Here is a 23,851-nt window from a genome sequence, read left to right on the forward strand (position 1 = left end):
GATTCCGGGATGGGGAGTATCTTTGTGGAAAAACCTATGGAACACCATTGGGATGCCAAGCGGCTTACCGAACTCCCCGGCCGGTACCGGGCCACCCTCATCAACAAGGTGGCCGGATACAAAACCGCGCACCTTCTCGGGACCAAGGCTGCGGATGGCAGCGAGAACCTGGCGCTTTTTAATTCTGTGGTACACATCGGGGCCAACCCGCCCTATCTGGGCTTTATCCTGAGGCCCACCACCGTAGCGCGGCACACCTACGACAATATCATGGCAACCGGTGTTTATACCCTCAATGCCGTTTCTGCCCCCTACCATAAAAATGCCCATTGTACTTCCGGGAAGTTTCCGAAAGGGGTATCGGAATTCGGGGCCTGCGGGTTTTCCCCGGTTTACCGGGAGGGGTTTGCGGCGCCCTTTGTTGCGGAGTCCCGCGTGCAGTTCGGGCTTACCTTTGTGGAAGAACACCTGCTGTGCAACGACACCCGGCTGGTCGTGGGGCGGGTGGAACACCTTTTTGTGCCCGAAGCCGCACTTGGGCCGGACGGGGATGTAGACCTGGAGGTACTGGAATCGGTAGCCATCGGGGGGCTGGATTCCTACTATACCGGCACCAAACTGGGGCGCTACGGGTATTACCGCCCCGGGGAGGCTCTGGAGGAACTACCCTGATGCCAGAAAGGCTTGCCTGAAGGCGGGAATAAGGCTTCCCTAATCCCCTGTCAATCCCTATCTTTGCACGACCTGAAACTACTATTGCCGAGATGTTCGACAACTTAAGCGAAAAACTGGACAAGGCCCTCCACATCCTTAAAGGACATGGGCAGATTACCGAGATCAACGTTGCGGAAACCACCAAGGAAATCCGCAGGGCCCTGCTGGATGCCGACGTAAACTACCGCATTGCAAAGGAATTCACCAACCGGGTGAAGGAGAAGGCCATCGGGCAGAACGTACTCAGTACGCTCAAGCCCGGCCAGCTCATGGTCAAGATTGTCAAGGACGAGCTTACCGAACTCATGGGTGGCGATGCCGAGGGGATCAACCTCTCGGGCAACCCCACGGTAATCCTGATGTCCGGGCTCCAGGGTTCCGGTAAGACCACCTTCTCCGGGAAACTGGCCCAGTTCCTCAAGACGAAAAAAAGTAAGAACCCCTTGTTGGTGGCCTGTGACGTATACCGTCCGGCGGCCATCGACCAGCTCCACGTGGTAGGCGAGCAGATTGGGGTCCCTGTCTATTCGGACAAGGAGAATTCAGATCCGGTGGCCCTCGCACAGGCCGGTGTGGCCCATGCCCGCGCCAACGGGAACAACGTGGTTATTATAGATACCGCGGGCCGCCTGGCGGTAGACCAGCAGATGATGGACGAGATTTCCCGCATCCGCGATGCTGTTTCCCCCCAGGAAGTGCTTTTCGTGGTCGATTCCATGACAGGGCAGGATGCGGTAAATACCGCCAAGGCCTTTAACGACGTGCTGGATTTCGACGGGGTGGTCCTCACCAAACTGGACGGGGATACCCGGGGCGGGGCGGCCATTTCCATTAAAAGTGTGGTCGACAAGCCCATCAAGTTTATCGGTACGGGCGAGAAGATGGATGCCATGGATGTCTTCCACCCGGCGCGGATGGCAGACCGGATCCTGGGGATGGGGGATGTCATTTCCCTGGTGGAACGCGCCCAGGAACAGTTCGATGAGGAGCAGGCCCGGAAAATCCAGAAGAAAATCGCGAAGAACCAATTCGGTTTCGACGATTTCCTGAGCCAGATCCACCAGATCAAGAAAATGGGGAGCATGAAGGACCTGGTGGGGATGATCCCCGGGGCCGGAAAGGCCCTCAAAGGCCTCGATATTGACGACGATGCCTTTAAGCATATTGAGGCCATCATCTATTCGATGACCCCCCAGGAGCGGTCCACCCCTGACCTGCTGGATGCCCGCCGCAAAAAGCGTATTGCCAAGGGCAGCGGCACCAGCGTGCAGGAGGTGAACCAGTTGCTTAAGCAGTTCAAGCAAATGAGCAAGATGATGAAGATGATGCAGGGCGGTGGCGGCAAGAAGATGATGCAGATGATGCAACAGATGAAACCCTGATCAGCAATTCCACCCCGATAGCCATCGGGACCAAAATCCAGGCCCATGACACTTCTCGACGGAAAAAAGGTATCCAACGACATCAAGGATGAAATCGCTGCGGAGGTGCAGCAAATGAAAGCCCGGGGCGAAAAAGTGCCCCACCTGGCGGCAGTCATTGTCGGGAACGACGGGGCCAGCCTGACCTATGTGGGCAGTAAGGTGAGGGCCTGCAAACGCGTGGGTTTCGAATCTACCCTGAAGCAGCTCCCGGAAACCACCACCGAGGAAGAACTGCTGGAGTTGGTCAATACCCTCAACCAGGACCCGGACATCGACGGCTACATCGTACAGCTTCCCCTGCCGAGGCACATCGACGAGGAGAAGGTGCTTATGGCCGTTCACCCGGATAAGGATGTGGACGGGTTCCACCCAACCAACTTCGGGAAAATGGCACTGGAACTGGAGACCTTTATCTCGGCCACGCCTTTTGGTATTATTGAACTCTTACAGCGCTACGGGGTAGAGACTTCCGGGAAGCACGCCGTTGTTATCGGGCGGAGCCACATTGTGGGGCGGCCCATTAGCATCCTGCTGAGCCAGAAGGGCCCTGCCGGGAATGCCACGGTAACCCTGACCCACAGCCGTACCCAGAACCTGCCGGAAATCTGCAGGCAGGCCGATATTATCGTTTCGGCCCTTGGGGTGCCCGGGTTCCTCAAGGCGGATATGGTTAAGGAGGGTGCCGTTATTATAGATGTGGGAATAACCCGCGTCCCGGATGAAACCCGTGAACGGGGGTACTATATCAGCGGCGATGTGGATTTTGAGGCGGTAAGCCAGAAAGCCTCTTTCATTACCCCGGTACCCGGAGGGGTAGGCCCCATGACTATTGCAATGCTTCTGAAAAACACCCTTTTGGCCCGGCAGCGCAACAGGGACAACGGCTAATCAGGCGTCTTGTGTAGCAGCCTGCTGCTCTTCTTCCGGGGTGAGGATCTCAAATTCCGGTTCCCCTTCGTCGTTGGTACAACCGGTTATCCCCGCGCATAACAGGGCAGTTAGCAGTAACAGACCGATCTTTTTCATGGCTTGGGTTTATCCCTAAAACGCCGGTTGCTTTTGCTTTGGTATACATTTTTCGACCAACGGCGCCGCCGGCAAAGGCCAAAAAACCCTATCTTTTTGGGAAATTACCAACCATGTACAAGCTGTTTTCCGGCCTGTTGGCCTTCCTGGTACTGGGGTGTACCACCCAACAGACCCCCCAGGTTACTATCGCCGTCCGCTTTACGGAAGGCGTTTCGCAGGCCCCCCTGGACGGGCGCCTGCTGCTCATGCTCTCAGACGACCCAAGTGCCGAGCCCCGGTTCCAGATTGGTGCAGGCCTGAATACCCAGATGATTTTCGGGATGAATGTGGAGGGGATGGGCCCCGGGGAATCCCGGGCATTTACCGCCGAGCACCCCGGGTTTCCCTACGCGAGCCTGGCTGAGGTTCCCCCCGGGGAATATCGGGCTCAGGCCCTGTTACACGTCTACGAGACCTTTAACCTTTCCACCGGGCATACGGTAAAGCTACCTATGGACAACGGGGAAGGGCAACAGTGGAACCGGTCCCCGGGCAACCTGTACAGCCAACCTGTGACCATCCGTGTCACGGAGAATGGCATAGAAGGCCTGGAACCGGTGATGGACCAGGTCATCCCACCCATCGAGGAACCGGAGGATACGCCCTGGATCAAGCACATCAAAATCCGGTCGGAACGCCTCTCCGAATTCTGGGGCCGGGATATGTACCTGGGGGCCCATGTCCTTTTGCCCAAAGGGTTTGAGGAGCACCCGGAGGCCCGTTACCCCCTCATGATTTTCCACGGGCATTTTCCATCCGATTTCGGCGGTTTCCGAACCACCCCGCCCGATGAGGACCTGGAGCCGGTGTATTCTGAGCGTTTCGGGGTAGAGGGGTATAACATCATCCAGCAGCAGGAGGCCTATGACTTTTACCAGCGGTGGACCTCCCCGGAATTCCCGCGGTTCCTGATCGTGGAAATCCAGCACCCAACCCCGTATTACGACGATTCCTATGCCGTGAATTCTGCCAGCCAGGGCCCTTATGGCGATGCCATCACCTATGAGCTCATCCCCCATATCGAAGAACAGTTCCGGGGGCTGGGTACCGGGTGGTCGCGCTTCCTCTACGGGGGCTCTACCGGTGGCTGGGAAGCCCTGGCCGTTCAGGTCAAGTACCCGGAGGAGTACAACGGGTGCTTTGCCGCTTGCCCGGACCCCATCGATTTCCGGGCCTACTGCCTGACCAACATTTACGAGGACACCAATGCCTATTATTACCCCAGTGCCCATAAACCCATTGAGGTGCCGGCCCACCGGGATTATCTCGGGAACGTACACACCACGGTACGGGAGTACAACCAGCTGGAATGGGTCTTGGGAGACAAAAGCCGCTCCGGGCAGCAGTGGGATATCTGGGAAGCGACCTATTCCCCCCAAGGGCCGGACGGCTACCCCCAGCGGATCTGGGACAAACAAACCGGAGCTATCGACCCCGTTGTGGCCGAGTACTGGAAGGAAAACTACGACCTGCGCCATATCCTGGAGCGGGACTGGGAAAGCCTCGGGCCAAAGCTGCGCGGCAAGATTCATATCTATTGCGGGGATATGGACAACTACTACCTGAACAATGCGGTTTACCTTATGGAGGATTTTCTGGAGAGTACCACAGACCCCTATTACGACGGGGAGGTCCTGTACGGCGACCGGGCGGAACACTGCTGGAACGGGGATCCCGAACAGCCCAACCACATCAGCCGGTTGCGCTATAACAGCATGTATGTGCCCAAAATCATGGACCGGATCCTGAACACAGCACCGGCGGGGGCGGACCTTAGCAGCTGGAGGTACCGGTAATTGGTAAGGCTATGGGTTGGAGAAACACATCAAACAAGGTAGCCTGGGTAGCCTTCGGGATGCTTGCCATTGCTATTGGCCTGTACCCGCTGGCATACCTGGTTATGGACCCTGATATGGGCCTGCTGGCTTCCAAAAGCGACGCCCTTCTGGCAGATACGGCCTGGAACGTGGCCTTCTACGGACATATCTCCTTTGGCGGTGTGGCCCTGCTTACCGGGTGGACCCAATTCAGCAAGGCGCTTCGCCGCAAGTACCTGCTATGGCACCGCAGGCTTGGGAAGGTCTACCTTGCAGCCGTCCTGGTAAGCGGGGCCTGCGGGGTTTACCTGTCTTTTTTTGCTACTGGTGGCTGGCAGGCAGGGCTGGGGTTTTTCCTGCTCGGGGTCTTCTGGATCGGGTTTACGCTCCTGGCTTACGGGGCTGTCATCCGCAGGGATTTTCGCCAGCATGGGCGCTGGATGGTCTACAGCTACGCCGCGTGTTTTGCGGCCGTGGCCCTGCGGATCTGGATGCCCATCCTGATCCTGGTCTTCGGGGAATTCCTCTTGGCGTACCGGGTGGTGGCCTGGCTCTGCTGGGTACCCAACCTCATATTTGCCTACTTTTGGGTGAAACGAAGGGGGCTCTCCCTGGGTTAAATGATTCTCGATATGGACCTTCTGCGGACCGATTCCACCCACGCGGATTTCCGGGCCCTGGTGGCACAACTCGATGCCGACCTCGCCCAGCGGGACGGGGAGGAGCATGCCTTTTACCACCAGTTTAACCGCCTTGAAGGGCTGGACCGGGCTGTGGTCCTGTATGAAGGGACTGTGCCGGTAGGGTGCGGGGCACTAAAGGTATTCTCCGGCGACGCCCTCGAAATCAAACGAATGTACACCCACCCCGATTTCCGGGGCCGGGGTGTGGCTGGCAGGGTCCTGCGGGAGCTGGAACAATGGGGCGCCCAGGACGGATTTGGGCGCCTGGTCCTGGAAACAGGAAAGCGAAACCCGGAGGCCGTTGCCCTCTATCAGAAATACGGGTATACCCGGATCCCGAATTTTGGCCCGTATGAGGGAGTGGAAAACAGCCTGTGTTTTACTAAAAAAGTGAGCAATACCAACCTGTAAGGGTCGGGCCTTTAAATGGGCGGGGATAAACGCACCCCTTGCCGAAACTGCTAAAAATGAACTACAAACGCATTGTAATCCAAGCCGCCACGGCTGCCCTTTTGTTTTTTGGGATCAAACTGATCCTGGAAAAGAGCACCTCCCAGGAGACATTGGTCCGCGAAGGGCTAACCGCCCTGGTATTCGGACTCGCCTATGGGGTTTACCTGGTCGTGCGCAGCCGTTGGGGCCGCAAAAAGGAATAACGGGCCCTACTTGGCAAAGAGTTGGTCCATGTTTCGGAAGGCCTTGAACTCCAAGGCGTTTCCGGCCGGATCGTAAAAGAACATAGTAGCCTGTTCCCCCACCAACCCCTTAAACCGGATGTAGGGCTCAATCACGAAGGAAACCCCCTTGCTCTTAAGCGTATCCGCCAGTGCCTGGAAATCGTCCCAGAGGAGTACTACCCCGTAATGGGGCACGGGTACGTCCTTCCCGTCTACCGGATTGGTATGGAGGGTTTCCTCCGATTTCGGTTTGTAATGGATCACCAGTTGGTGCCCGAAGAAATTGAAATCCACCCAATGGTCGCTGCTGCGGCCTTCTTCGCATTCGAGTACTTCCCGGTAGAATTCCCGGCATTCGGACAGGTTGTGGACGGGGATGGCCACATGAAAGGGGGTAAGGGTTCCCATAGTCAATCGGTTTACGGATTGGTAGGGTAAAAGTACAAATTGGAACCCGGATTTCAACAGCCTTTCAGGAAGGCCACGATCTTTTGGTTTACCCCGTCCTGGTGCATGGAGTGCCCCAGGCCTTCCGTGGGGATCAGGACGCTGTCCTTCCAAGCCTGGTGTACCTTCTGGGAGGCGTGAAACGGGGCAATGGCATCCTTCCGGTCGTGTAGCAACAATCCTTTTTTGGGGTTGCCTTCCGCAAAGCGGGAGGTGGAGAATTCGTGGACATGGAACCCGAACTCCTCATAGACAAAACGGTCCAGGGCCCGCATCACGCGATCGTTGAAGCCGAGGATGCGCTGGTACTCCTCCATAATTTCGTAGAATTCAGAAGGGGAGCCGATAGTAACAATGGTTCCCACCAAATCGTTCGGGTGCCGGTGGGCGTGGTACAGGGCGGTCATCCCCCCCACGGAATGCCCGATGATATGCCGGGGCTGGTACTGGTGCACCATGGCTTCCACGCACTCCGTATACAGGGGTACATGGAGGAAACTTCCCGAGGAATATCCATGGGCCGGGGCATCGAAGGCAATGATTTCAAAACCCGCCTCGCTGAGGTGGCGGATCAGGTTGCGCCAGCGGAAGGTGTTGCTTTCCCATCCATGGATAAGCAGGACCTTTTCCCCTTCCCCGGGCCATCGGTAGGTTTGTACCTGGTGCCCGGCTACATCCAGGGTGTTGTGGCGGGCCGCTTGCAGGTAGGCCTCCTGCACAGGTTTCACTCGGCCCTTTCGGACCTTGCAGAAGGTGAAAAATGCCTGGCGGGCTACTTGTTTCGGGGCAACCAGGGCCAACAGGTTAAAATACAGTCCGTAAGCGCGGGCAATCAGGCGCCGCAGGCGTGCCTGCAGTTGAGACATGGGAAATGGGTTTTAAGGGGCGCGCTGCGCCCCTCCAAAAATAGGGTTTTCGGGCCGGGGAAGTACCGGGAATCTAATCCGAATTCGTCACAAAGGCAATATACCGGCCATCAGGGGACCAGCTGGGTACATTGATGGTGCCCTGCCCCCCATATACATAGGCCACAGTTTTAGGTGTCCCCCCCTCCGATGGCATCACCCGGAGCATGCAATGCTTGTAAAACGGGTGGTCACCTGAAGGTACCTCGGGGGGGTAGCTGATCATGACCATCTGGCTCCCGTCCGGGCTCAGGTGCGGAAACCAGTCGTTGTACACATCGGAGGTGAGCTGGGATTGCTCCCGCCCGTCCGGGCGCATCCGCCAGATCTGCATGGTGCCGGTCCGGTTGGAGTTAAAGTAAATCCACTTCCCGTCCGGGCTGTATTCCGACCCGTCGTCCAGGGTAGCCTGGTTGGTCAGGCGGGTTTCCTCTCCCGTGGCTACATCAACGGCGATGATATCGTACTGGCCGTTTCGGTCTCCGGTAAAGAGCATCGTCTTTCCGTCTGCCGACCAGCCATGGAGGTAGGAGGCGCCCACACCGTCCCGTGTTACCTTAACGGGGGTGTCGCTGCCCGTAATGGGCAGGTAGTAAATGGAGGAGGCCCCGCCATCTGAATCATTGTGGTGGCTGATCGCAATTTGGGTCCCATCGGCCGATAGGATGTGGTCGTTGTTGTTGCGGTTCGCAAAGCCGGTATTCAGCAGGGAAACCTGCCCGGATGCCAGGTCGTAGGTATACAGGTAGCCGTTGGAATTGTAGATGAGCGTTTTGCCGTCCGGGGTCCAGTTGGGTGCCTGGATGCTGTGGGAGGAGGTCATCAGAACCCTGCGCAGCCCGGTTTCCAGGTCCAGCACTTCCAGGCGACTGCCCAGATAATCCCGGTACGGGGTGTCCTGCGGCCCCTCCGGTTTGATGATCCGCACATTCCAAAACCGGGCGGACTCCACCACTTCAGGGTTGTGGGAACACACATACAGGCCTGCCAAAAGCTCCGAATCCAGTTCCAGTTCCTTCTCCACAGAAACCCAGGGTTCCCCGTCCCTGGCCACTGAAAGGGTGAACCGGTTTCCCCTGCGCTCCAGCTGTACCACGTCCGGGGCCTCCATGCCGGAGGGCACTTCCTCCGTATCGGCGCCGGTTGCAGGGCGGTATTGCAGGGTGGTAAGCCCGTCTCCGTGCACACAGGCATTGACATGGGCGGCATCCGGCCTGAGGCTCTCCCGGACCACCCACCCCAGCTTGCGGTGCGGGTCGGCACCCTCCCCTTCAAAGGCCACGCGGGCACGCAGGATAAAATCTCCCTGTACGCTTTTCCAGAGGTAGTGGAATTCATCCTGCCTGAACCACATATTGGTGCCTGAGCCACTCAGGCGGTAGGTGCCGGTCTCCGGGTCGAAGGATACCCCTCCCGGGTGTTTTACTTCTCCAATATCGACCTGGTTTTCAAAGACCCCCAGGGGACCGGATTGAGCTTGGGCGTGCAGGCTGAACCCCATGGTCAGCACCAGGATTACCGGGCAGCGGAAGCGAAGGCGCAATGGTTTCATAAGATTGGAGGTTAGGTTGGACGCCTGCCAGGGAAGGCGCCATTTGGAAAGATAGGAAAAATCGGGAAACGCCTGTGCAGGCCTAATCCTCCAGAAGGCTCTGGACGCTGCGGTACGCCACATCCAGTTTGCGGGCCGTATCTTTCTTCTTGCTCACATGAGCCTGCATCCGCTGGGTAATGGTCCTCAGGATGCGGATGGCTTCCAGGATGTGTGAGCCCTTGTTCAGCATAATACACTCGGTTCGGGTCCCCAGGGTTACATCGCTTATTTCCGCCCGGGTGGCCATGCCTTTTTTGGCCAATTGGTCCAGGACCTGGGTAGCCCAGATAACCGGTACATGCGCTGCCTCGCAAAACCACAGGATTTCGTGCTGGACCTCGGAAACCCGTTCGAAGCCCACCTCTACGGCCAGGTCGCCCCTGGCGATCATAACCCCTATCCGGGGGCGTTTCATCCCTTCCAGGAGAATGGCGGGCAGGTTGTTGAAGGCCCTTGCCGTTTCTATTTTCAGGACAACGCCCAGGTCCTTTGCCCCGAGGGCGTCCAGGCGGGTGTAGAGCTGCCGGACGTCTTCTGCGCGGTTCACAAAGGAATATCCTACAATATCGGCCTCGCGGGCCACGAATTCCAGGTTGTTTTCATCGGCCGGGGTAAGGGAGGGGAGGCCCAGGTCTTTCCCGGGAACATTCATTCCTTTCTGGGCTTTTAGCTGAGGCAGGTGGGCGCTGCGTAGCTCCAACAGAACCTCCCCCGGGGTATGAGCTGCCACCTCTGCTGTTATCTTGCCATCGTCAAAAGAAACCCGGTCTCCTGCTTGCAGTTGTTCCAGGATATGGCCCAGGGAAAGGTTGAGGGGGATGGGCTTTTCGGGATAGCGCTCCAGGGCCTCTTCGAATTCGGTTAAGGAGACAGGCTCCCGCCTCAAGGCTATGCGGTCTGCCTCTGCTACCGGAATATGGGTCTGGGTAGCTTCCCGGGGGAAAAGCATCCGGATTTTGGGCCCTGCCAAATCCATGTAGATACGGACTTCCCTTCCGGCTTCTGCGGCTGCTTGCCGGATTCCTGAAAGCATTTTTTCCCAGGTAGGGCGGTCGTCCCGGGCCAGGTTGATGCGCGCCACGCTCATCCCTTCCCGAACCATCCGGGTTAATTTTTCGGGGTTGTCTGCCAGGGAACGCGAGAGGGTTACCATGATCTCCGGGCCTTCCCCTTCTTCTGCCCGCCCGAAGAGCGTTTGGGTATGGTCCTGCTGTAACACCCTGCTTCCGCGGAACCCCACCGCGTTTTCAGGCAATTCCTGGTCCCAGGGCTGGTCCTGCATGCGCTTGAGGTGCCCCAGGACATTATGGAGGTTGCTCAGGACGTAGCCTTCCCCGCTGCGGAGGGAGGAAACGCCAAGTTCCGAAAGGGGGTCGTGAAGAGGCCTCAGGTCGTGACTGCGCAACACCAGGTACCGCGCCAGGTTGAGGGCACTTCGCTGGTACCGGGGGTGTACCTCAGCGGCAAGGGCGGCCATTCTGGGTTCCCGCTCCAGGATTTCCCCGTAGAGCGATTCGAGGGTTTGGGTGAGGGTATGGATCTCCATACTAAAGCGCTTTATGCAGGCTCGGAGTCCGCCCTGTAAAGATACGCCCAAGAACCCGAACCCGGGTTAGGGAAGCGTTAAAAAAGCGTTAGTCCCAGCCTACCATCAGGTACTTGATCCGGGCCTTGTCCGGGATCTGAACCGCTTCCACCTGATCTGAGGTATAGCGCAGGCTGGCAGGGAGTTCTTCCCTGGAAATCGTGAAATAAGCGTCGCTGCCTTTGGGCAGTACCAGGATGTTGTTCAGGGAGGTGATGACCTTCCGCACTTCGTATTGCGCCTTGACCTCCCCAAAGGTGCTGTTAAGGCTGATGCCCTTATCTGTGATATAGCGCGCATCCCGGATGTGGATGTTCCCGATACGGCCCAGGGAATCCCCGGCAGGGGAGAGGGTAAGCAGGTGTTTCCCGCCTTTTTCATAGACCTCCACCTTGCCGTCCAGGCCCAGTTTAAGCCGGGTCGTGTCCCGGACCAGGGAATCGGTGGCATAAATACTGTCCAGTTGCGAAAAAGTATGCTCCCGCAGGAGCTTGCCTACCCGGCCCTGGGAGATATCAAAGGGGCCTGGGGCTTCAGGTTGGCAGGCGGTCAGGATCAGGCCTGCGCCCAGTAACGAAAGCAGGTAACGCTTCATACAGAAATGGGAATGGGTTAGCGGATTACTTTTTTTAATACGCCCAGAACGCCACGGATAAAGGTGGCGCTGGTCAGGACTTTGACCACCGGGTTCTGACGTTGGTAGGAGCGCCTGCCGGAGCTTCGGCGGGGGCTGGCCTTTGCCTCCTGCTCTTTTTCCTTTTCCGCTTCCTCCCGGGCCTTCTCAATCTTCTCGTTGAGGATCTCGTAAGCGCTTTCCCGGTCGATGGTTTCATTGTATTTCGGAACCAAAGCGGATGCGCCGATCAGTTGCCGCAATTCGGCATCGGTAAGGACATCCATCCGGCTCATGGGCGCGCGCATTAAGGTCGCTGCCAGGGGGGTGGGCCGCCCTTTTTCGTCCAGGGCGGACACCAGGGCTTCCCCAATCCCCAGGGCGGTAAGCACCTCGTCCGTATCGTAATAGTCGGACTCCGGGTAGTTCTCGGCCGTCAGTTTGATGGCCTTGCGGTCGCGGGCGGTAAATGCCCGCAAAGCATGTTGCACCTTAAGCCCCAGCTGGGCGAGCACCTCGTTGGGGATGTCCGTGGGGTTCTGGGTTACAAAAAACAACCCGATCCCCTTGGAGCGGATCAGTTTTACAATGCTTTCAATCTGGTCCAGCAACGCTCGGGAGGCCTCCTTGAAGATCAGGTGGGCCTCGTCTATGAAGAGGACCAGTTCAGGGCGGTCGCTGTCCCCCTGCTCCGGGAAGGTGGCGTATACCTCTGCCAAAAGGCTCAGCATAAAGGTGGAAAACAGCTTGGGGCGGTCCTGGATATCGGTCAGGCGGATGATATTGATATACCCGCGCCCGTTTTCGTCTATGCGGGTCAGGTCGTTCACATCGAAGGACTTTTCGCCGAAGAACAGATCGGCCCCCTGCTGTTCGAGTTCAATGATTTTGCGCAGGATGGTCCCCGTGCTGCTGGTACTGATCCGGCCGTAGGCTTCCTGGAATTCCTGCTTGCCTTCGCCTGTTGCGTATTGGAGGACTTTCTTGAAATCCTTCAGGTCAAGCAGGGGCAGTTTGTGGTCGTCGCAGTATTTGAATACCACGGCCACAATACCCTCCTGGGTTTCGGAAAGGTCCAGGATTCGCGAAAGCAAAACCGGTCCGAATTCCGAGACGGTTGCCCGGAGTTTGACCCCGTCCTGTTCGGAGAGGGAAAGGATTTCCACCGGAAAGGCCTGGGGGTGGAACTCCAGCCCGATCTGCGCCATCCGCTCATCGATCTTGGGGTGGCCCGGGCTGAGCTGGGCCAGGCCGCTCAGATCCCCTTTCAGGTCCATCAGGAGTACGGGCACCCCTTTTTCAGATAGGTTTTCTGCCAGCACCTGCAGGCTTTTGGTTTTTCCCGTTCCCGTGGCACCCGCAATGAGCCCGTGGCGGTTCAGCGTCTTAAGGGGTACCTTCACGTGTGCCCCGGTTATAGCCTTACCTTCTAGCATGGCAGCCCCAACGGGGATAAAGTCCCCTTTGCACTGGTATCCGGTTTCGATGTGTTCGCGGAAGGATTCGCCCTGGCTCATATGCGCTTGTTTGGGGTAAAAATAGGAGAATTCGCCCGATTAGGAAAGGCCCGCATTTCGGGCTGCTCCCAGTTTGCGAATTCCTATCTTTGCCCCCATGGAGAAACAGGAAATGATGGGCCTGGTAGACCAGGGGTTGATGTTACCCCTTATGGAGGCCTTTTACACCATACAGGGGGAAGGGTACCACAAGGGTACGGCTGCCTATTTTATCCGTGTGGGGGGCTGCGATGTTGGGTGTCACTGGTGCGATGTCAAGGAGAGCTGGGATGCCGAAAAGCACCCGCCCACAGCCATAGACCACATTATTTCCGAAGCCACCCGGTATTCGGACACCATTGTGATTACCGGAGGGGAGCCACTGACCTGGGATATGGCCCCCCTGACCGAGGGTCTCAGGGGCAGTGGACTCAAGACCCATATTGAGACCTCCGGGGCCTTCCCGCTTACCGGGACCTGGGACTGGATTTGCCTTTCCCCCAAAAAGGCCAAACCCCCGGTGGGGGATATCCACCAGCGGGCCCACGAGCTCAAGGTTATTGTCTATAACCGCCACGACCTGGTCTTTGCCGAGGAGCATGCCTCCAAGGTGGGTCCGGACTGTATCCTGTATCTGCAACCCGAATGGAGCGTGCGCGAAAAAGTCACCCCCCTCATTGTGGACTACGTTATGGCGCACCCCAAATGGCGGGTGTCCCTCCAAACCCATAAGTATCTGAATATCCCGTAAGGCCTACCTGCCACCTATGGCTTGCAGGTCGCGGATGCACTCCGCATCGAGCACGGGCACGGCGGCTTCGCCTTTGGATGCCCGGCTTTCCAGCACCGCTTTGGCCGAGCCGCCAAATTCCAGTTTGGCCTGCATCAGGCACCCCTCAATGTCGCAGTGGTTTGCCGCCTCGGGATCCTCGTGGGGGTTTACTTCCGGGGTGCTGAGGTCTACCAGTCCGAACAAGTGGCCAAATTCGTGGTTCAGGGTGGCGGTTTCCACATCGGCCGTCGAAATCAGCAGGGAGCGGGCCGAGATACTGCGCAGGGTCCGCTCGTGGATCACCATGGAGGTGTTCCGGTAGACGGCCCCAAGGGTAAAGGTGCCCCCGTCCAGGTCGTCCCCGTCTGCGGGGGCATCTGCAAAGTAGATGTAAACGGCCAGGGTGCGGCCTTCGTTGTAGAGGGTCCTGTTTTCATTTTCCAGGACCGCAATTTCCTGCAGGGTCAGGGACTCCTCATCCGGGGAGGGAAGCGCCAGGAATTCGAAGGTGATGTTTTCCTTAAAGGTCCGTTGCAGCAGGAAGTTCCTCAGGTTGGCCAGGGCTTCGTCGGTAGGCCGGAACCCATTCACATAGGCAATCTGTATGCGGAGGTTGTCGAAATCGGTATTGGTGAGCAGGTCTTCTGCGCTATCCCCGGTGGCCAGCAGGTTGGCCGAGCGGTCTATGCCGGGCTGGGGTTCCGGGTCCGGGGATTCGTCCTTGGAACAGGCCACCCCAACGAGTAAGAGGAGGAACAAACCTGCGAAATGTGCAAAATACTTTTTCATAGTTATAATAACGTCTGGGTCAATGGCTTTGGTATGAGGCCGGCACCAACCTGGCCAAATAGTCGTAATGGGGCCCTTCAGCTAACAACTCGGCTTCCAGACCCACTGAAACCGCTGCTTCCGACAGGCTCTGGAAATCAGCAAAGAGCCAGGGGAACTCGGAACCTTTGTGCCCCTGGTATTCCCACCGGTAGCGCACCTCCCCGTAATAGTCCAGGTCTCCTGGGATCCAGACCCCGCCGTCTGAATCTTCCTCGTACATATAGATGATGTCCGAGGAATCCAGCAGGATCTGCCCTTCCGGGGCCAGCAGCCCGGTAAGGTGGGCCAAAAGCGCGGGCAGGGCCTTGAGTCTCCCGGCCAGTCCTATCCCGTTCATTAACAACAACAGGGTATCGAATTTCCCTACCTCAAAATTCTGGATAGGACCAAGATGGAGGTTTTTTACGCCTCGCTTACGTGCGACCTCAAGGGCTCCGGAGGAAATATCCAGGCCGGTACAGGGCAATCCCTTTTCCTGCAGCCAGAGGCAGTGGCTACCTGCCCCGCAACCAATGTCCAGCACCCTGCCTTTGGCTAGGCGCAGGGCCTTCTGTTCCAGGACAGGCATTTGGTCAAACCCCCGGAAAAAATAAGCGGCCGGTACGGCATCGGTGTCGCCAAAGCTGGAATGCGACAGCAGGGTGGCATCCTGCCGCCCGTCCAAATAATCGGTCAGGGCCTTTCCCAATAGATCCAAGGGCGGTATTTTTGGGGTGCACGAAGCACACTGTAAATGTCACAAATGTACGAAGATCTGGGGCCGGATTTGGACAACCTCAAGGCAAGGGCCGCAGAAAAGAAGTCCGAGAACCGCCGGTTCTTCAAAAAGCTCCGGCAAAAGCCCCCAAAAGACCTGGACCAGGTAGCACGGCAAGCGCATGAGGCTGTTTTTGCGCAGACCGATTGCCTGGACTGCGCCAACTGCTGTAAAACCACGGGCCCGCTTTTTACCCAGACCGATATTGCCCGCATAGCTGCTTCCCTCCGCATGAAGCCCGGGGCCTTTATCTCGACTTACCTGCGCCTGGACGAGGAAGGGGATTATGTCCTGCAGTCTGTACCCTGCCCCTTCCTGGGCCCGGACCATTACTGCAGTATCTACCCGGACCGCCCCAAAGCCTGCCGGGAATACCCGCATACTGACAGGCGGAAAATCCACCAGATCGGGGAACTGACGGTTCGCAATACCGCGATATGCCCGGCGGCATTCCGGATTGTGGAGGCCATGAAAGCCCGCCTGCCGCAATACCGCTAACCCGTAACCCGAAAGCGGGAAAAATGGTATTTTTGGGATTATGGAATCTGTTTTAAACTACTTTGAAACGATCCCCTCCCTGCATCGGAGTATCTTGCTGGTGAGTGGGATTACCTTGTTCTGGCTGCTTGAGGGTGCCGTTCCCCTGTTCCGGTTCCGTTACCGCAAGTGGCGGCATGCCCTGCCGAATTTCTTTTTTACCCTGACTACCATAATCGTGAATTTCGCCCTGGCCTTCCTGTTGCTCCAAAGCAGCGACTGGGTCCGCGATAACGGGTTTGGGGTCCTGAACTGGTTGCCGGAGATGCCCTTGTGGCTGTACGTCTTGTTGGGCCTCTTGTTGCTGGACCTGATCGGGGCCTATCTGGCACACCTGGTGGAACACAAAGTCAGGCCGCTGTGGATGATCCACCTGGTCCACCACACGGACCACGAGGTGGACACCACCACCGCCAACCGCCACCACCCCCTGGAGAGTATGATCCGGTTTGTCTTTACTTTATGTGGGGTTTTTATAGCCGGGACCCCCATCGGCATTGTGATGCTGTACCAGTCCCTTTCCCTGGTGGCCACCCAGTTTTCCCATGCCAATATCCGCCTGCCCCGCAAGGTGGACAAGCTGATCAGCTATGTGCTGGTGTCCCCGGACATGCATAAGGTACACCACCACTATGTGCTCCCGTATACGGATTCCAATTACGGGAACATCTTTTCCATCTGGGACCGGCTCTTCGGGACCTATATGGAGCTGGACCGGGATGCCCTGGTCTACGGGGTGGATACCTTTCCGGACCGGCGGGAAAACAGCAGTGTTTTGGGGCTGCTCAAACAACCCTTCCACAAATACAGAAAACCCACTACCGGCGGGAACCCGACAGTGTAGTTAGGGATAAATCAGATACCTGGCCCGGATGGTTCGGAAGGCCTCCAGGGCAGGTTGCCAGCTTCCCCGGATCTGTACCGGGTCCAGCCCCGCCTCTATTTGCTGCTGCAAAACTTCCGTACCGGCATGCCTGGTAAACCCGGAGGTGTTGAAAAAGTCGGTTCCCGGTTCCCGGTACCGATAGGCCTCTATTAACCACCGGAGATCCACGGCCTTTGGTGGTGTTACCTCGCTTAAGTCCCTCCCGTTACAGCGGGTTCCATTGTGTTTCGGATTTTTGGCCCCGGCGTTCGGCTGGGGCATGTAGGTAAAATCGAAATGCCCGGGGTCCAGGAAGGGCGCGCCGAAGCGCTGGAACTGGTATGGGGTCCCCCGGCCGGCATTCACCGTAGTACCCTCAAACAGCCCCAGGCTGGGATAGAGGCCAACAGCCTGGGCATTGGGCAGGTTGGGAGAGGGCGGGATGGGCAGTTCATAATCCTGACCCCGGCGGAAATGCTCCAGCTCCACCACGGTCAGGTCCGCCCGGAGCCCGTTTTCGAGCCATCCTTCCGCATTGATCATGCGGGCGTATTCCCCAATGGTCATCCCATAAACCAGGGGGATGGGCGTCATCCCGAGGAAGCTCTTATGGGCCTCTTCCATAACAGGCCCGTCTGTCCAGCCGGTGTGCGGGTTGGGCCGGTCCAGGACCACGACGGGGATCCCTTCGGCCGCGCAGGCCTCCATGACCAGTTGCAGGGTGGCGATATAGGTGTAAAAGCGGACCCCTACATCCTGGATGTCGAAAACCACCACCTCCAGGCCTTCCAGGTCTTCCGGTCCCGGCTTGCGCTTGGAACCGTAGAGGGAGGTAACCGGCAACCCGGTTTGCACATCCACCCCGTCCTGCACTTTTTCCCCCGCATCGGCCTGGCCGCGGAACCCGTGTTCGGGGGCAAAGACCTTTACAAGCGTTATACCCGATGCCAGCAAGGTGTCTGCCAGGTGGACGGGCGGGCCATCGGGCCGGAAAACCACAGAGGTCTGGTTGGCCACCAGGGCCACCTTCTTTCCCTGGAGCAGGGGCAGGTACACCCCGGTGCGCTGGGCGGCAATGACCAGGGTATCTGCAGGTTCTGCCAGGGTTTCCTGCTGATCCGCCTGCCCCGGGGATGGCCTGCAGGAGGCCAGGGAGAGGAATAGGACAAATAGCGTATTTTTGAAAGCGGCTAACACGTGCATAGGTTGAATTTAGAGTGGTACATCGCCAGGCGGCTCATAGGGGGTAAGCAACATAAAAGTAGCATTATCTCCCCAATCATTAAAATTGCCATCGCCGCGGTTGCCATCGGGGTGCTCATGATGCTGGTGGCCCTGGCTACCGGCGTGGGCCTCAAGTACAAAATTCGCGAAAAGGTCTCGGCTTTTAACGGCCATATCCAGATTTACAATTACGATAACAACCGCTCCCAGGTTTCCGTGGTCCCGGTTACCCTCAACCAGACGTTTTACCCGGATTTCAACCTCACCAGCGGGGTACGCCATATCCAGGCCGTGGCTACCAAGGCCGGAATTATCCGGACCGAGGATACCTTTGAGGGGATTATTGCCAAGGGGGTAGGCCCGGACTACGACTGGTCCGCCTTCGGGGAGTTCCTGGTGGCGGGCGCCCTGCCCGATTTCAGCGGTCCGCTGGGGGAACAGGTGCTGGTCTCCAGCCTGCTGGCCAACCGCCTGGGCCTGGAGGTCGGAAGCCGCTTCAACAGCTTCTTCCTCAAGGAGGAGGATCCTTCCCGCGTTCCCAACCGCCGCCGGTTTGAGGTGGCGGGGATCTACGACAGCGGGTTCGAGGAATTCGATGCCACTTATGTGTTGACGGACATCCGCCATATCCAGCGCATGAATGGCTGGCAACCCGACCAGGTGGGCAACTTCGAGATCTTCCTGGAGGATTTCGCGCAAATCGATACCAAAAGCCGGGAGATCTACAGCAAGACCCTCTCCAACCTCGATACCCAGACCATAGAAGGCAAGTACTACCAGATTTTTGAATGGATCGGGCTGTTCGACTTCAACATTGCCCTGATTATCGGGATTATGATTTTGGTGGGAGGGATTAACATGATTACGGCCCTGTTGGTGCTCATCCTGGAACGCACTCCCATGATCGGGATCCTGAAATCCCTGGGGGCTGCGGACTGGAGCATCCGCAAGGTCTTCCTTTACAAGGCGGCCTACCTGATCGGAGTGGGCTTGCTGTGGGGGAACCTGCTGGGGCTGCTGCTGATCTGGGTGCAGGACCGCTACAAGGTCTTTACCTTCCCGAACCCCGAGGAATACTACATCGACTATATCCCGGTCTTCATAGACCTGCCAACCGTCCTTGTGCTTAACGCGGGGGTGCTGCTGCTCTGCGTGCTCATGCTCCTGCTGCCTTCCCATATCATTACGCGCATCAGCCCGGTAAAGGCCATCAAATTCGAATAGGGGAAAGGGGGAAACCCAGGAGGTTGTATCTTTGTGGGAATGGACTACGCCAAGGATATCCTGGGGACCATAGGCCACACGCCCATGGTCCGGATCAACAAGCTTACCGCCGGCCTGCCCTGCCTTGTGCTGGCCAAATACGAGACCTTTAACCCCGGAAACTCTGTGAAGGACCGTATGGCCCTGACCATGGTAGAGGATGCCGAGGCCCGCGGCCTGCTGAAACCCGGGGGGACCATTGTGGAAGGGACCTCGGGCAATACGGGGATGGGCCTTGCTCTGGCTGCCATTGTGAAGGGGTACCGGATGATCTGTGTGATCAACGACAAACAATCCAGGGAAAAAATCGATATCCTCCGGGCCGTTGGGTGCCAGGTGCATGTCTGCCCCACGGACGTGGCGCCGGAAGACCCACGCAGCTATTATTCCACAGCAAAGCGCCTGAGCGAGGAAATCCCGGGGGCCTGGTATGTGAACCAGTACGACAACCCCGCCAATACCCGAGCGCATTTTGAGAGTACCGGTCCCGAAATCTGGGAGCAGACCGACGGACGGGTGACCCATTTTGTGGTGGGTGTGGGAACCGGGGGCACTATTTCCGGGGTGGGCCGCTACCTGAAATCCCAAAACCCGGACGTCAAAATCTGGGGGGTGGACACCTACGGGTCGGTCTTTAAGAAATACCACGAAACCGGCATCTTCGACCCTGAGGAAATTTATCCCTATATCACGGAAGGGATCGGGGAGGACATCCTGCCGCAGAACGTAGATTTTGAAATCATAGACGGGTTCACCAAGGTCACGGACCGGGATGCCGCCGTCTATACCCGCCGCCTGGCTCTGGAAGAGGGAATGTTCCTGGGAAATTCCGCCGGGGCTGCCATTAAAGGAGTGCTGCAGCTGCAGGAGCACTTCGGCCCGGACGATGTGGTGGTGGTGCTGTTCCACGACCATGGCAGCCGCTATGTAAATAAGATTTACAACGACGACTGGATGTGGCAGCAGGGGTTTTTGTAACCACTTGAAATAAACTGACAATAGTAAGGATATGGAATTCAGGAAAAGCGCATTTTGGATCCCCTTTTTAAGCGGGCTTGCAGGGGTGTTGCTCCTGGCGGGGTGCCAGGCAGACGATGTAGCGCCACCCGGCCCGCCGGATCCTGGCCCGGGAGGGGAGGTAGTGACCGATGCCCTGCCCTTGTTCCGGATCGACACCAGGGGTGTGGCCATCGTCGACGAGCCGAAAATAGATGCGGATATGGAAATTTCAGACGATGGGGACTTGTTGTACCAGGGCCCCATTGGGGTGGAGTACAGAGGGGCAACCTCCCAGTTGCTCTTCCCCAAAAAGTCCCTAGGCTTTGAAACCCGGGACCAGGCCAATGAGGATCTCAATGTGCCCTTACTGGGCTATCCGGAGGAGGAAGACTGGATTCTTTACGGTCCGTATAGCGATAAATCCCTTATGCGGAATGTGCTGATCTACGACCTTTCCAGAGCTATTGGGAGGTATGCGAGCCGGACCCGCTTTGTGGAGCTCGAAGTCAATGGTGTGCCGTTGGGGGTTTATGTTTTTATGGAAAAGATAAAGCGGGATAAAAACCGCGTGGACCTGAGCAAGCTGAATCCGGATGAGAATACCGGGGAAGACCTCACAGGGGGCTATATCCTTAAAATCGACAAACTGGCTGGAAACAACCTGGGGGAGGGGTACAACCCCCAGAATTCTTTTCCTTCTTCCTACGCTCCTTCCGGAGGGGTACAGGGGCAGGTTGTCCATTTTCTTTACGAGGAGCCGGATGCGGAAGATATCAGCCCCCAGCAGCGGACGTATATCAGCAATTATGTGGGCAGTTTCGAATTGGCCCTGGCATCGGAGGATTTTGCCGATCCGCTTCTGGGGTATGAGGCCTATATAGATACTGATAGTTTTATCGACTTCTTCCTGCTCAACGAACTGGCCCACAATGTGGATGCCTACCGCCTGAGCACTTTTATGCACAAAGACAAAAACGGCAAACTGGCCATGGGTCCTATCTGGGATTTCAATATTGCCTTCGGAAATGCTAACTATTGCGGGGGCGAACGGACCGATGTCTGGGCCTATCGCTTTAACGAACGCTGCCCGGAAGATTTCTGGCTGGTGCCTTTCTGGTGGGAGCGACTCCTGGAATCACCAGAATTCACCAACAGGCTGCGCCAGCGTTGGGAAGAACTCCGGTCCTCCCATTTTTCCGGGGCCTCTATCCGGGCCAGGGTTGAGGGATACGCGGAGTTACTGGCGGATGCCGGGGCACTCGAAACGAATTTTGCGATCTGGCCTGTCCTGGGGACCTATGTCTGGCCCAACCAGTTTATAGGGCAGACCCATGCCCAGGAAGTGGAGTATCTGCTTTCCTGGATCGACGCCCGCCTGGCCTGGATGGACCAGGCCATTACCAACCTGTAACCCTTTGAATATGGTTAAGCATATCTCATTTTTTATGCTATTGGGAGCCTTCTTGCTGGCTTCCCCCCTGAAAGCCCAGCGCCTGGACCGCACCGAACGGCGGATTGTTGCCACCATAGAAGCCCAGGCCGGGGAGGCCGTGGGGTTCCTGGAACGCGTGGTTAATATCAACAGCGGTACCCTCAACCTGGAAGGGGTCCGGGAGGTGGGGGAGGTCTTCGGGAAAGCCTTCCGGGAAATCGGCTTTGAAACCCGGTGGATATCTATGCCGGAAGAGATGAACCGGGCCGGCCACCTCTTTGCCGAGATCGGTGGCGGCAGCGGCAAGCGCCTGCTGCTCATCGGGCACCTGGATACGGTGTTTGAGGCGGACAGCCCCTTCCAGACCTTCGAGCGGGTAAACGACAGTATAGCCCATGCCCCGGGCGGGAACGATATGAAGGGGGGCGACGTGGTGGTTCTCTATGCCCTTAAGGCCCTTTATGAGAATGGCCTGCTGGACGATGCCCAGGTCATTGTGGCCTTTACCGGGGACGAGGAAAGCACTGGGGACCCTCTGGAAATCAGCCGCCGCGACCTGATTGAGGCAGCCCGGAGATCCGATGTGGCCCTGGGTTTTGAAACCGCTACGGGCTTCGATAAGGCCACTGTGGCCCGGAGGGGCGCCTCCGGGTGGCAGGTGGATGTTACCGGCCGCAGGGCCCACTCTTCAGGGGTGTTCAGCGAACGGACCGGGGCTGGTGCCATCTTCGAGATTTCGCGCATCCTCAACGGTTTTTACGAGGAAGTAAGGGGGGAGGAATTCCTCACCTTCAATCCCGGGATACTGATGGGGGGGACCTTTGCCGAATACGACCCCAAAAGCGGGAAGGCAGAGGTCTTTGGCAAGAGCAACGTGGTGGCCCAGACGGCAAGTGTCCGCGGGGGGCTGCGTTTTATTTCGGAGGAGCAAAAGCAGGCGGCCCGGGACAAAATGCGCGCAATTGTGGGGCAGAACCTGCCCCGCACCACGGCAACCATCTCCTTTACCGATGCCTACCCGGCCATGCCTCCCACGGCGGCTAACCTGGAACTGCTGGAGATCCTGAGCCAGGTGAGCCAGGACCTGGGGCAGGGGCCGGTAAGGGCCTACGACCCTGGGCGGCGGGGTGCTGCCGATGTTTCTTTTGTGGCCCAATACGCAGCCTGCCTGGATGGGCTGGGCACCATGGGTTCCGGGGCACATACGCCCCAGGAAACCGTGAACCTGAAAACCATGGAGGCCATTACCAAGCGGACGGCTTTATTGCTCTACCGACTGCTGCAACAGGAACGGCCATGAGCAGTAGCGAAGCACCTTCCATCTGTCTGAAATCCGGCAGCCTGGCAGCAGAAATTCAGGCCGGGGAACTCATCCGGTTCTCCTGCAAAGGTCACCAGTTTATACACCGGGCCGGGGAGCCCGGGTGGGGGCATTCGGATACGGAGATGTTCCCGGTAATAGGGCCTACCGCCCAGATGGGCTACCGGGTGCAGGTACCCAAGGGCAATGCCATCCAGGACCAGCACGGGCTTCTGCGCGAACTGCCTTATACGCTGGAGTCCCGGGGACAGGCCGAGGCCAGGTTTGTGAAAACCTATACGGCCGGAGACCTGGTGGCCAACTCCAAATACCCGGAGCGGTCCGCCATGCGCTGGTTGATCTGGCCCTACAGCTTTTCGTTTACCAAGCAGTTCCGCCTTACCGAGACCCACCTGGAGGTACGCTTCGAGGTTTCGGGGGACCGGGATATGCCCTATATGCTGGGGTATCACCCGGCCTTCCGCCTGACTAGGGAGGATGCACACCTCCGAATTTCGGAGGAAACAACCATTGGCCTCAAGGAAATTCTCGAGGTAGGGGACCGCGCCCTACACCTTCCGGAGTGCAACCGGGTGGTATTGCAGGATACGGCAGGGCTTGAGATAGAAACCGAAGGCTTTGGCCAGTTTATGCTCTGGAGCCCGGACCCCGCAATGGTCTGTGTGGAGCCCATAACCTTTTACCCCTATGATGCCCCTCCCGGCCAACTGCACGAGGGGTTCCGCTACCTGGAAGGGGAGCCGGTACATTTCCGTTGCCGCCTCCGCCCCCTTATGCCATAGAGGTCCAACTGTAACAATCGGGTGGGAAAGGGGTCTTTTTTTGAA

At 57.7% G+C, this 23,851-nt stretch carries 25 protein-coding genes; 15 read left to right on the forward strand and 10 right to left on the reverse strand.

Annotated elements, in window-relative coordinates; all coding sequences use genetic code 11:
• Positions 1-36: 36 nt before the first annotated feature.
• The 3 genes from CA832_RS10530 to folD all read left to right on the forward strand — a co-directional run bounded on the left by CA832_RS10530 (position 37) and on the right by folD (position 3,026).
• A complete protein-coding gene (locus CA832_RS10530) occupies positions 37-672 on the forward strand; it encodes a flavin reductase family protein (protein WP_088341952.1) in 636 nt (211 codons plus the stop codon).
• A gap of 92 nt (positions 673-764) precedes the next feature.
• The gene (gene ffh, locus CA832_RS10535) at positions 765-2,096 is read left to right on the forward strand and encodes a signal recognition particle protein (protein ID WP_088341581.1); all 1,332 of its coding nucleotides are present in this window, start codon (positions 765-767) and stop codon (positions 2,094-2,096) included.
• Between the two features lie 45 nt (positions 2,097-2,141).
• A complete protein-coding gene (gene folD / locus CA832_RS10540) occupies positions 2,142-3,026 on the forward strand; it encodes a bifunctional methylenetetrahydrofolate dehydrogenase/methenyltetrahydrofolate cyclohydrolase FolD (protein ID WP_088341582.1) in 885 nt (294 codons plus the stop codon).
• Here the strand turns inward: folD and CA832_RS15035 are convergent, their stop codons facing one another.
• Positions 3,027-3,164: a hypothetical protein gene (locus CA832_RS15035; RefSeq protein WP_158211919.1), complete on the reverse strand. Its 138-nt coding sequence runs from the start codon at positions 3,162-3,164 to the stop codon at positions 3,027-3,029.
• A gap of 113 nt (positions 3,165-3,277) precedes the next feature.
• Between CA832_RS15035 and CA832_RS10545 the strand changes: the two genes are divergently transcribed.
• The 4 genes from CA832_RS10545 to CA832_RS10560 are packed head-to-tail and all read left to right on the forward strand — an operon-like array spanning position 3,278 to position 6,362.
• Complete coding sequence (locus tag CA832_RS10545) at positions 3,278-5,002, forward strand: alpha/beta hydrolase-fold protein (RefSeq protein WP_088341583.1); 1,725 nt, start codon at positions 3,278-3,280, stop codon at positions 5,000-5,002.
• Positions 5,003-5,013: 11 nt separating this feature from the next.
• The gene (locus CA832_RS10550) at positions 5,014-5,643 is read left to right on the forward strand and encodes a DUF2306 domain-containing protein (protein ID WP_088341584.1); all 630 of its coding nucleotides are present in this window, start codon (positions 5,014-5,016) and stop codon (positions 5,641-5,643) included.
• Between the two features lie 12 nt (positions 5,644-5,655).
• The gene (locus tag CA832_RS10555) at positions 5,656-6,117 is read left to right on the forward strand and encodes a GNAT family N-acetyltransferase (RefSeq protein WP_088341953.1); all 462 of its coding nucleotides are present in this window, start codon (positions 5,656-5,658) and stop codon (positions 6,115-6,117) included.
• 56 nt (positions 6,118-6,173) lie between these two features.
• Entirely contained in the window at positions 6,174-6,362 is a 189-nt protein-coding gene (locus tag CA832_RS10560) for a hypothetical protein (protein ID WP_143542372.1), read from the forward strand.
• Between the two features lie 6 nt (positions 6,363-6,368).
• On the opposite strand, the gene CA832_RS10565 is transcribed toward CA832_RS10560, so the two are convergent.
• The 6 genes from CA832_RS10565 to CA832_RS10590 all read right to left on the reverse strand — a co-directional run bounded on the left by CA832_RS10565 (position 6,369) and on the right by CA832_RS10590 (position 13,044).
• Positions 6,369-6,791 (reverse strand): VOC family protein, encoded by a 423-nt coding sequence (locus CA832_RS10565; RefSeq protein ID WP_088341586.1) that lies wholly within the window; start codon positions 6,789-6,791, stop codon positions 6,369-6,371.
• A gap of 53 nt (positions 6,792-6,844) precedes the next feature.
• Complete coding sequence (locus CA832_RS10570) at positions 6,845-7,696, reverse strand: alpha/beta fold hydrolase (RefSeq protein ID WP_088341587.1); 852 nt, start codon at positions 7,694-7,696, stop codon at positions 6,845-6,847.
• A gap of 73 nt (positions 7,697-7,769) precedes the next feature.
• Entirely contained in the window at positions 7,770-9,287 is a 1,518-nt protein-coding gene (locus CA832_RS10575; protein WP_088341588.1) for an SMP-30/gluconolactonase/LRE family protein, read from the reverse strand.
• 82 nt (positions 9,288-9,369) lie between these two features.
• Complete coding sequence (locus CA832_RS10580; RefSeq protein WP_088341589.1) at positions 9,370-10,875, reverse strand: pyruvate kinase; 1,506 nt, start codon at positions 10,873-10,875, stop codon at positions 9,370-9,372.
• 88 nt (positions 10,876-10,963) lie between these two features.
• The gene (locus CA832_RS10585; RefSeq protein ID WP_233131787.1) at positions 10,964-11,509 is read right to left on the reverse strand and encodes a hypothetical protein; all 546 of its coding nucleotides are present in this window, start codon (positions 11,507-11,509) and stop codon (positions 10,964-10,966) included.
• 17 nt (positions 11,510-11,526) lie between these two features.
• Positions 11,527-13,044, reverse strand: a complete 1,518-nt coding sequence (locus CA832_RS10590) for a helicase HerA-like domain-containing protein (protein ID WP_088341590.1) — start codon at positions 13,042-13,044, stop codon at positions 11,527-11,529.
• A 97-nt stretch (positions 13,045-13,141) separates the two neighbouring features.
• On the opposite strand from CA832_RS10590, the gene CA832_RS10595 reads away from it, so the two are divergent.
• Positions 13,142-13,774 carry a 7-carboxy-7-deazaguanine synthase QueE gene (locus CA832_RS10595; protein ID WP_088341591.1) on the forward strand — a complete coding sequence of 211 codons (633 nt, stop codon included), beginning with the start codon at positions 13,142-13,144 and terminating at the stop codon, positions 13,772-13,774.
• Positions 13,775-13,777: 3 nt separating this feature from the next.
• Here CA832_RS10595 and CA832_RS10600 read toward each other — a convergent pair whose 3' ends face one another.
• A complete protein-coding gene (locus CA832_RS10600; RefSeq protein ID WP_198944474.1) occupies positions 13,778-14,584 on the reverse strand; it encodes a hypothetical protein in 807 nt (268 codons plus the stop codon).
• A gap of 19 nt (positions 14,585-14,603) precedes the next feature.
• Positions 14,604-15,323: a class I SAM-dependent methyltransferase gene (locus tag CA832_RS10605; RefSeq protein WP_088341593.1), complete on the reverse strand. Its 720-nt coding sequence runs from the start codon at positions 15,321-15,323 to the stop codon at positions 14,604-14,606.
• A gap of 45 nt (positions 15,324-15,368) precedes the next feature.
• Here CA832_RS10605 and CA832_RS10610 point away from each other — a divergent pair, with 45 nt between their 5' ends.
• Together CA832_RS10610 and CA832_RS10615 are read left to right on the forward strand one after the other, a co-directional pair.
• Complete coding sequence (locus tag CA832_RS10610; protein WP_394335748.1) at positions 15,369-15,881, forward strand: YkgJ family cysteine cluster protein; 513 nt, start codon at positions 15,369-15,371, stop codon at positions 15,879-15,881.
• A gap of 40 nt (positions 15,882-15,921) precedes the next feature.
• A complete protein-coding gene (locus CA832_RS10615) occupies positions 15,922-16,764 on the forward strand; it encodes a sterol desaturase family protein (protein ID WP_088341595.1) in 843 nt (280 codons plus the stop codon).
• Here the strand turns inward: CA832_RS10615 and CA832_RS10620 are convergent, their stop codons facing one another.
• Entirely contained in the window at positions 16,765-17,988 is a 1,224-nt protein-coding gene (locus CA832_RS10620; RefSeq protein WP_088341596.1) for an exo-beta-N-acetylmuramidase NamZ family protein, read from the reverse strand.
• Between the two features lie 3 nt (positions 17,989-17,991).
• Between CA832_RS10620 and CA832_RS10625 the strand changes: the two genes are divergently transcribed.
• The 5 genes from CA832_RS10625 to CA832_RS10645 are packed head-to-tail and all read left to right on the forward strand — an operon-like array spanning position 17,992 to position 23,806.
• Complete coding sequence (locus CA832_RS10625) at positions 17,992-19,233, forward strand: ABC transporter permease (RefSeq protein ID WP_088341597.1); 1,242 nt, start codon at positions 17,992-17,994, stop codon at positions 19,231-19,233.
• Positions 19,234-19,272: 39 nt separating this feature from the next.
• Complete coding sequence (locus CA832_RS10630; protein ID WP_088341598.1) at positions 19,273-20,250, forward strand: PLP-dependent cysteine synthase family protein; 978 nt, start codon at positions 19,273-19,275, stop codon at positions 20,248-20,250.
• A 31-nt stretch (positions 20,251-20,281) separates the two neighbouring features.
• Entirely contained in the window at positions 20,282-21,682 is a 1,401-nt protein-coding gene (locus tag CA832_RS10635; protein ID WP_088341599.1) for a CotH kinase family protein, read from the forward strand.
• Positions 21,683-21,692: 10 nt separating this feature from the next.
• On the forward strand, positions 21,693-23,003 hold the full coding sequence (locus CA832_RS10640) for a M20/M25/M40 family metallo-hydrolase (RefSeq protein ID WP_088341600.1): 1,311 nt from the start codon (positions 21,693-21,695) through the stop codon (positions 23,001-23,003).
• Positions 23,000-23,806 (forward strand): aldose 1-epimerase, encoded by an 807-nt coding sequence (locus CA832_RS10645; RefSeq protein ID WP_088341601.1) that lies wholly within the window; start codon positions 23,000-23,002, stop codon positions 23,804-23,806. Before CA832_RS10640 ends, CA832_RS10645 begins: the two co-directional genes overlap by 4 nt.
• The last annotated feature ends 45 nt before the right edge of the window (positions 23,807-23,851 follow it).

It is taken from the genome of Robiginitalea sediminis, assembly GCF_002198115.1.
In the GTDB taxonomy this organism is placed as follows: Bacteria; Bacteroidota; Bacteroidia; order Flavobacteriales; family Flavobacteriaceae; genus Robiginitalea; species Robiginitalea sediminis.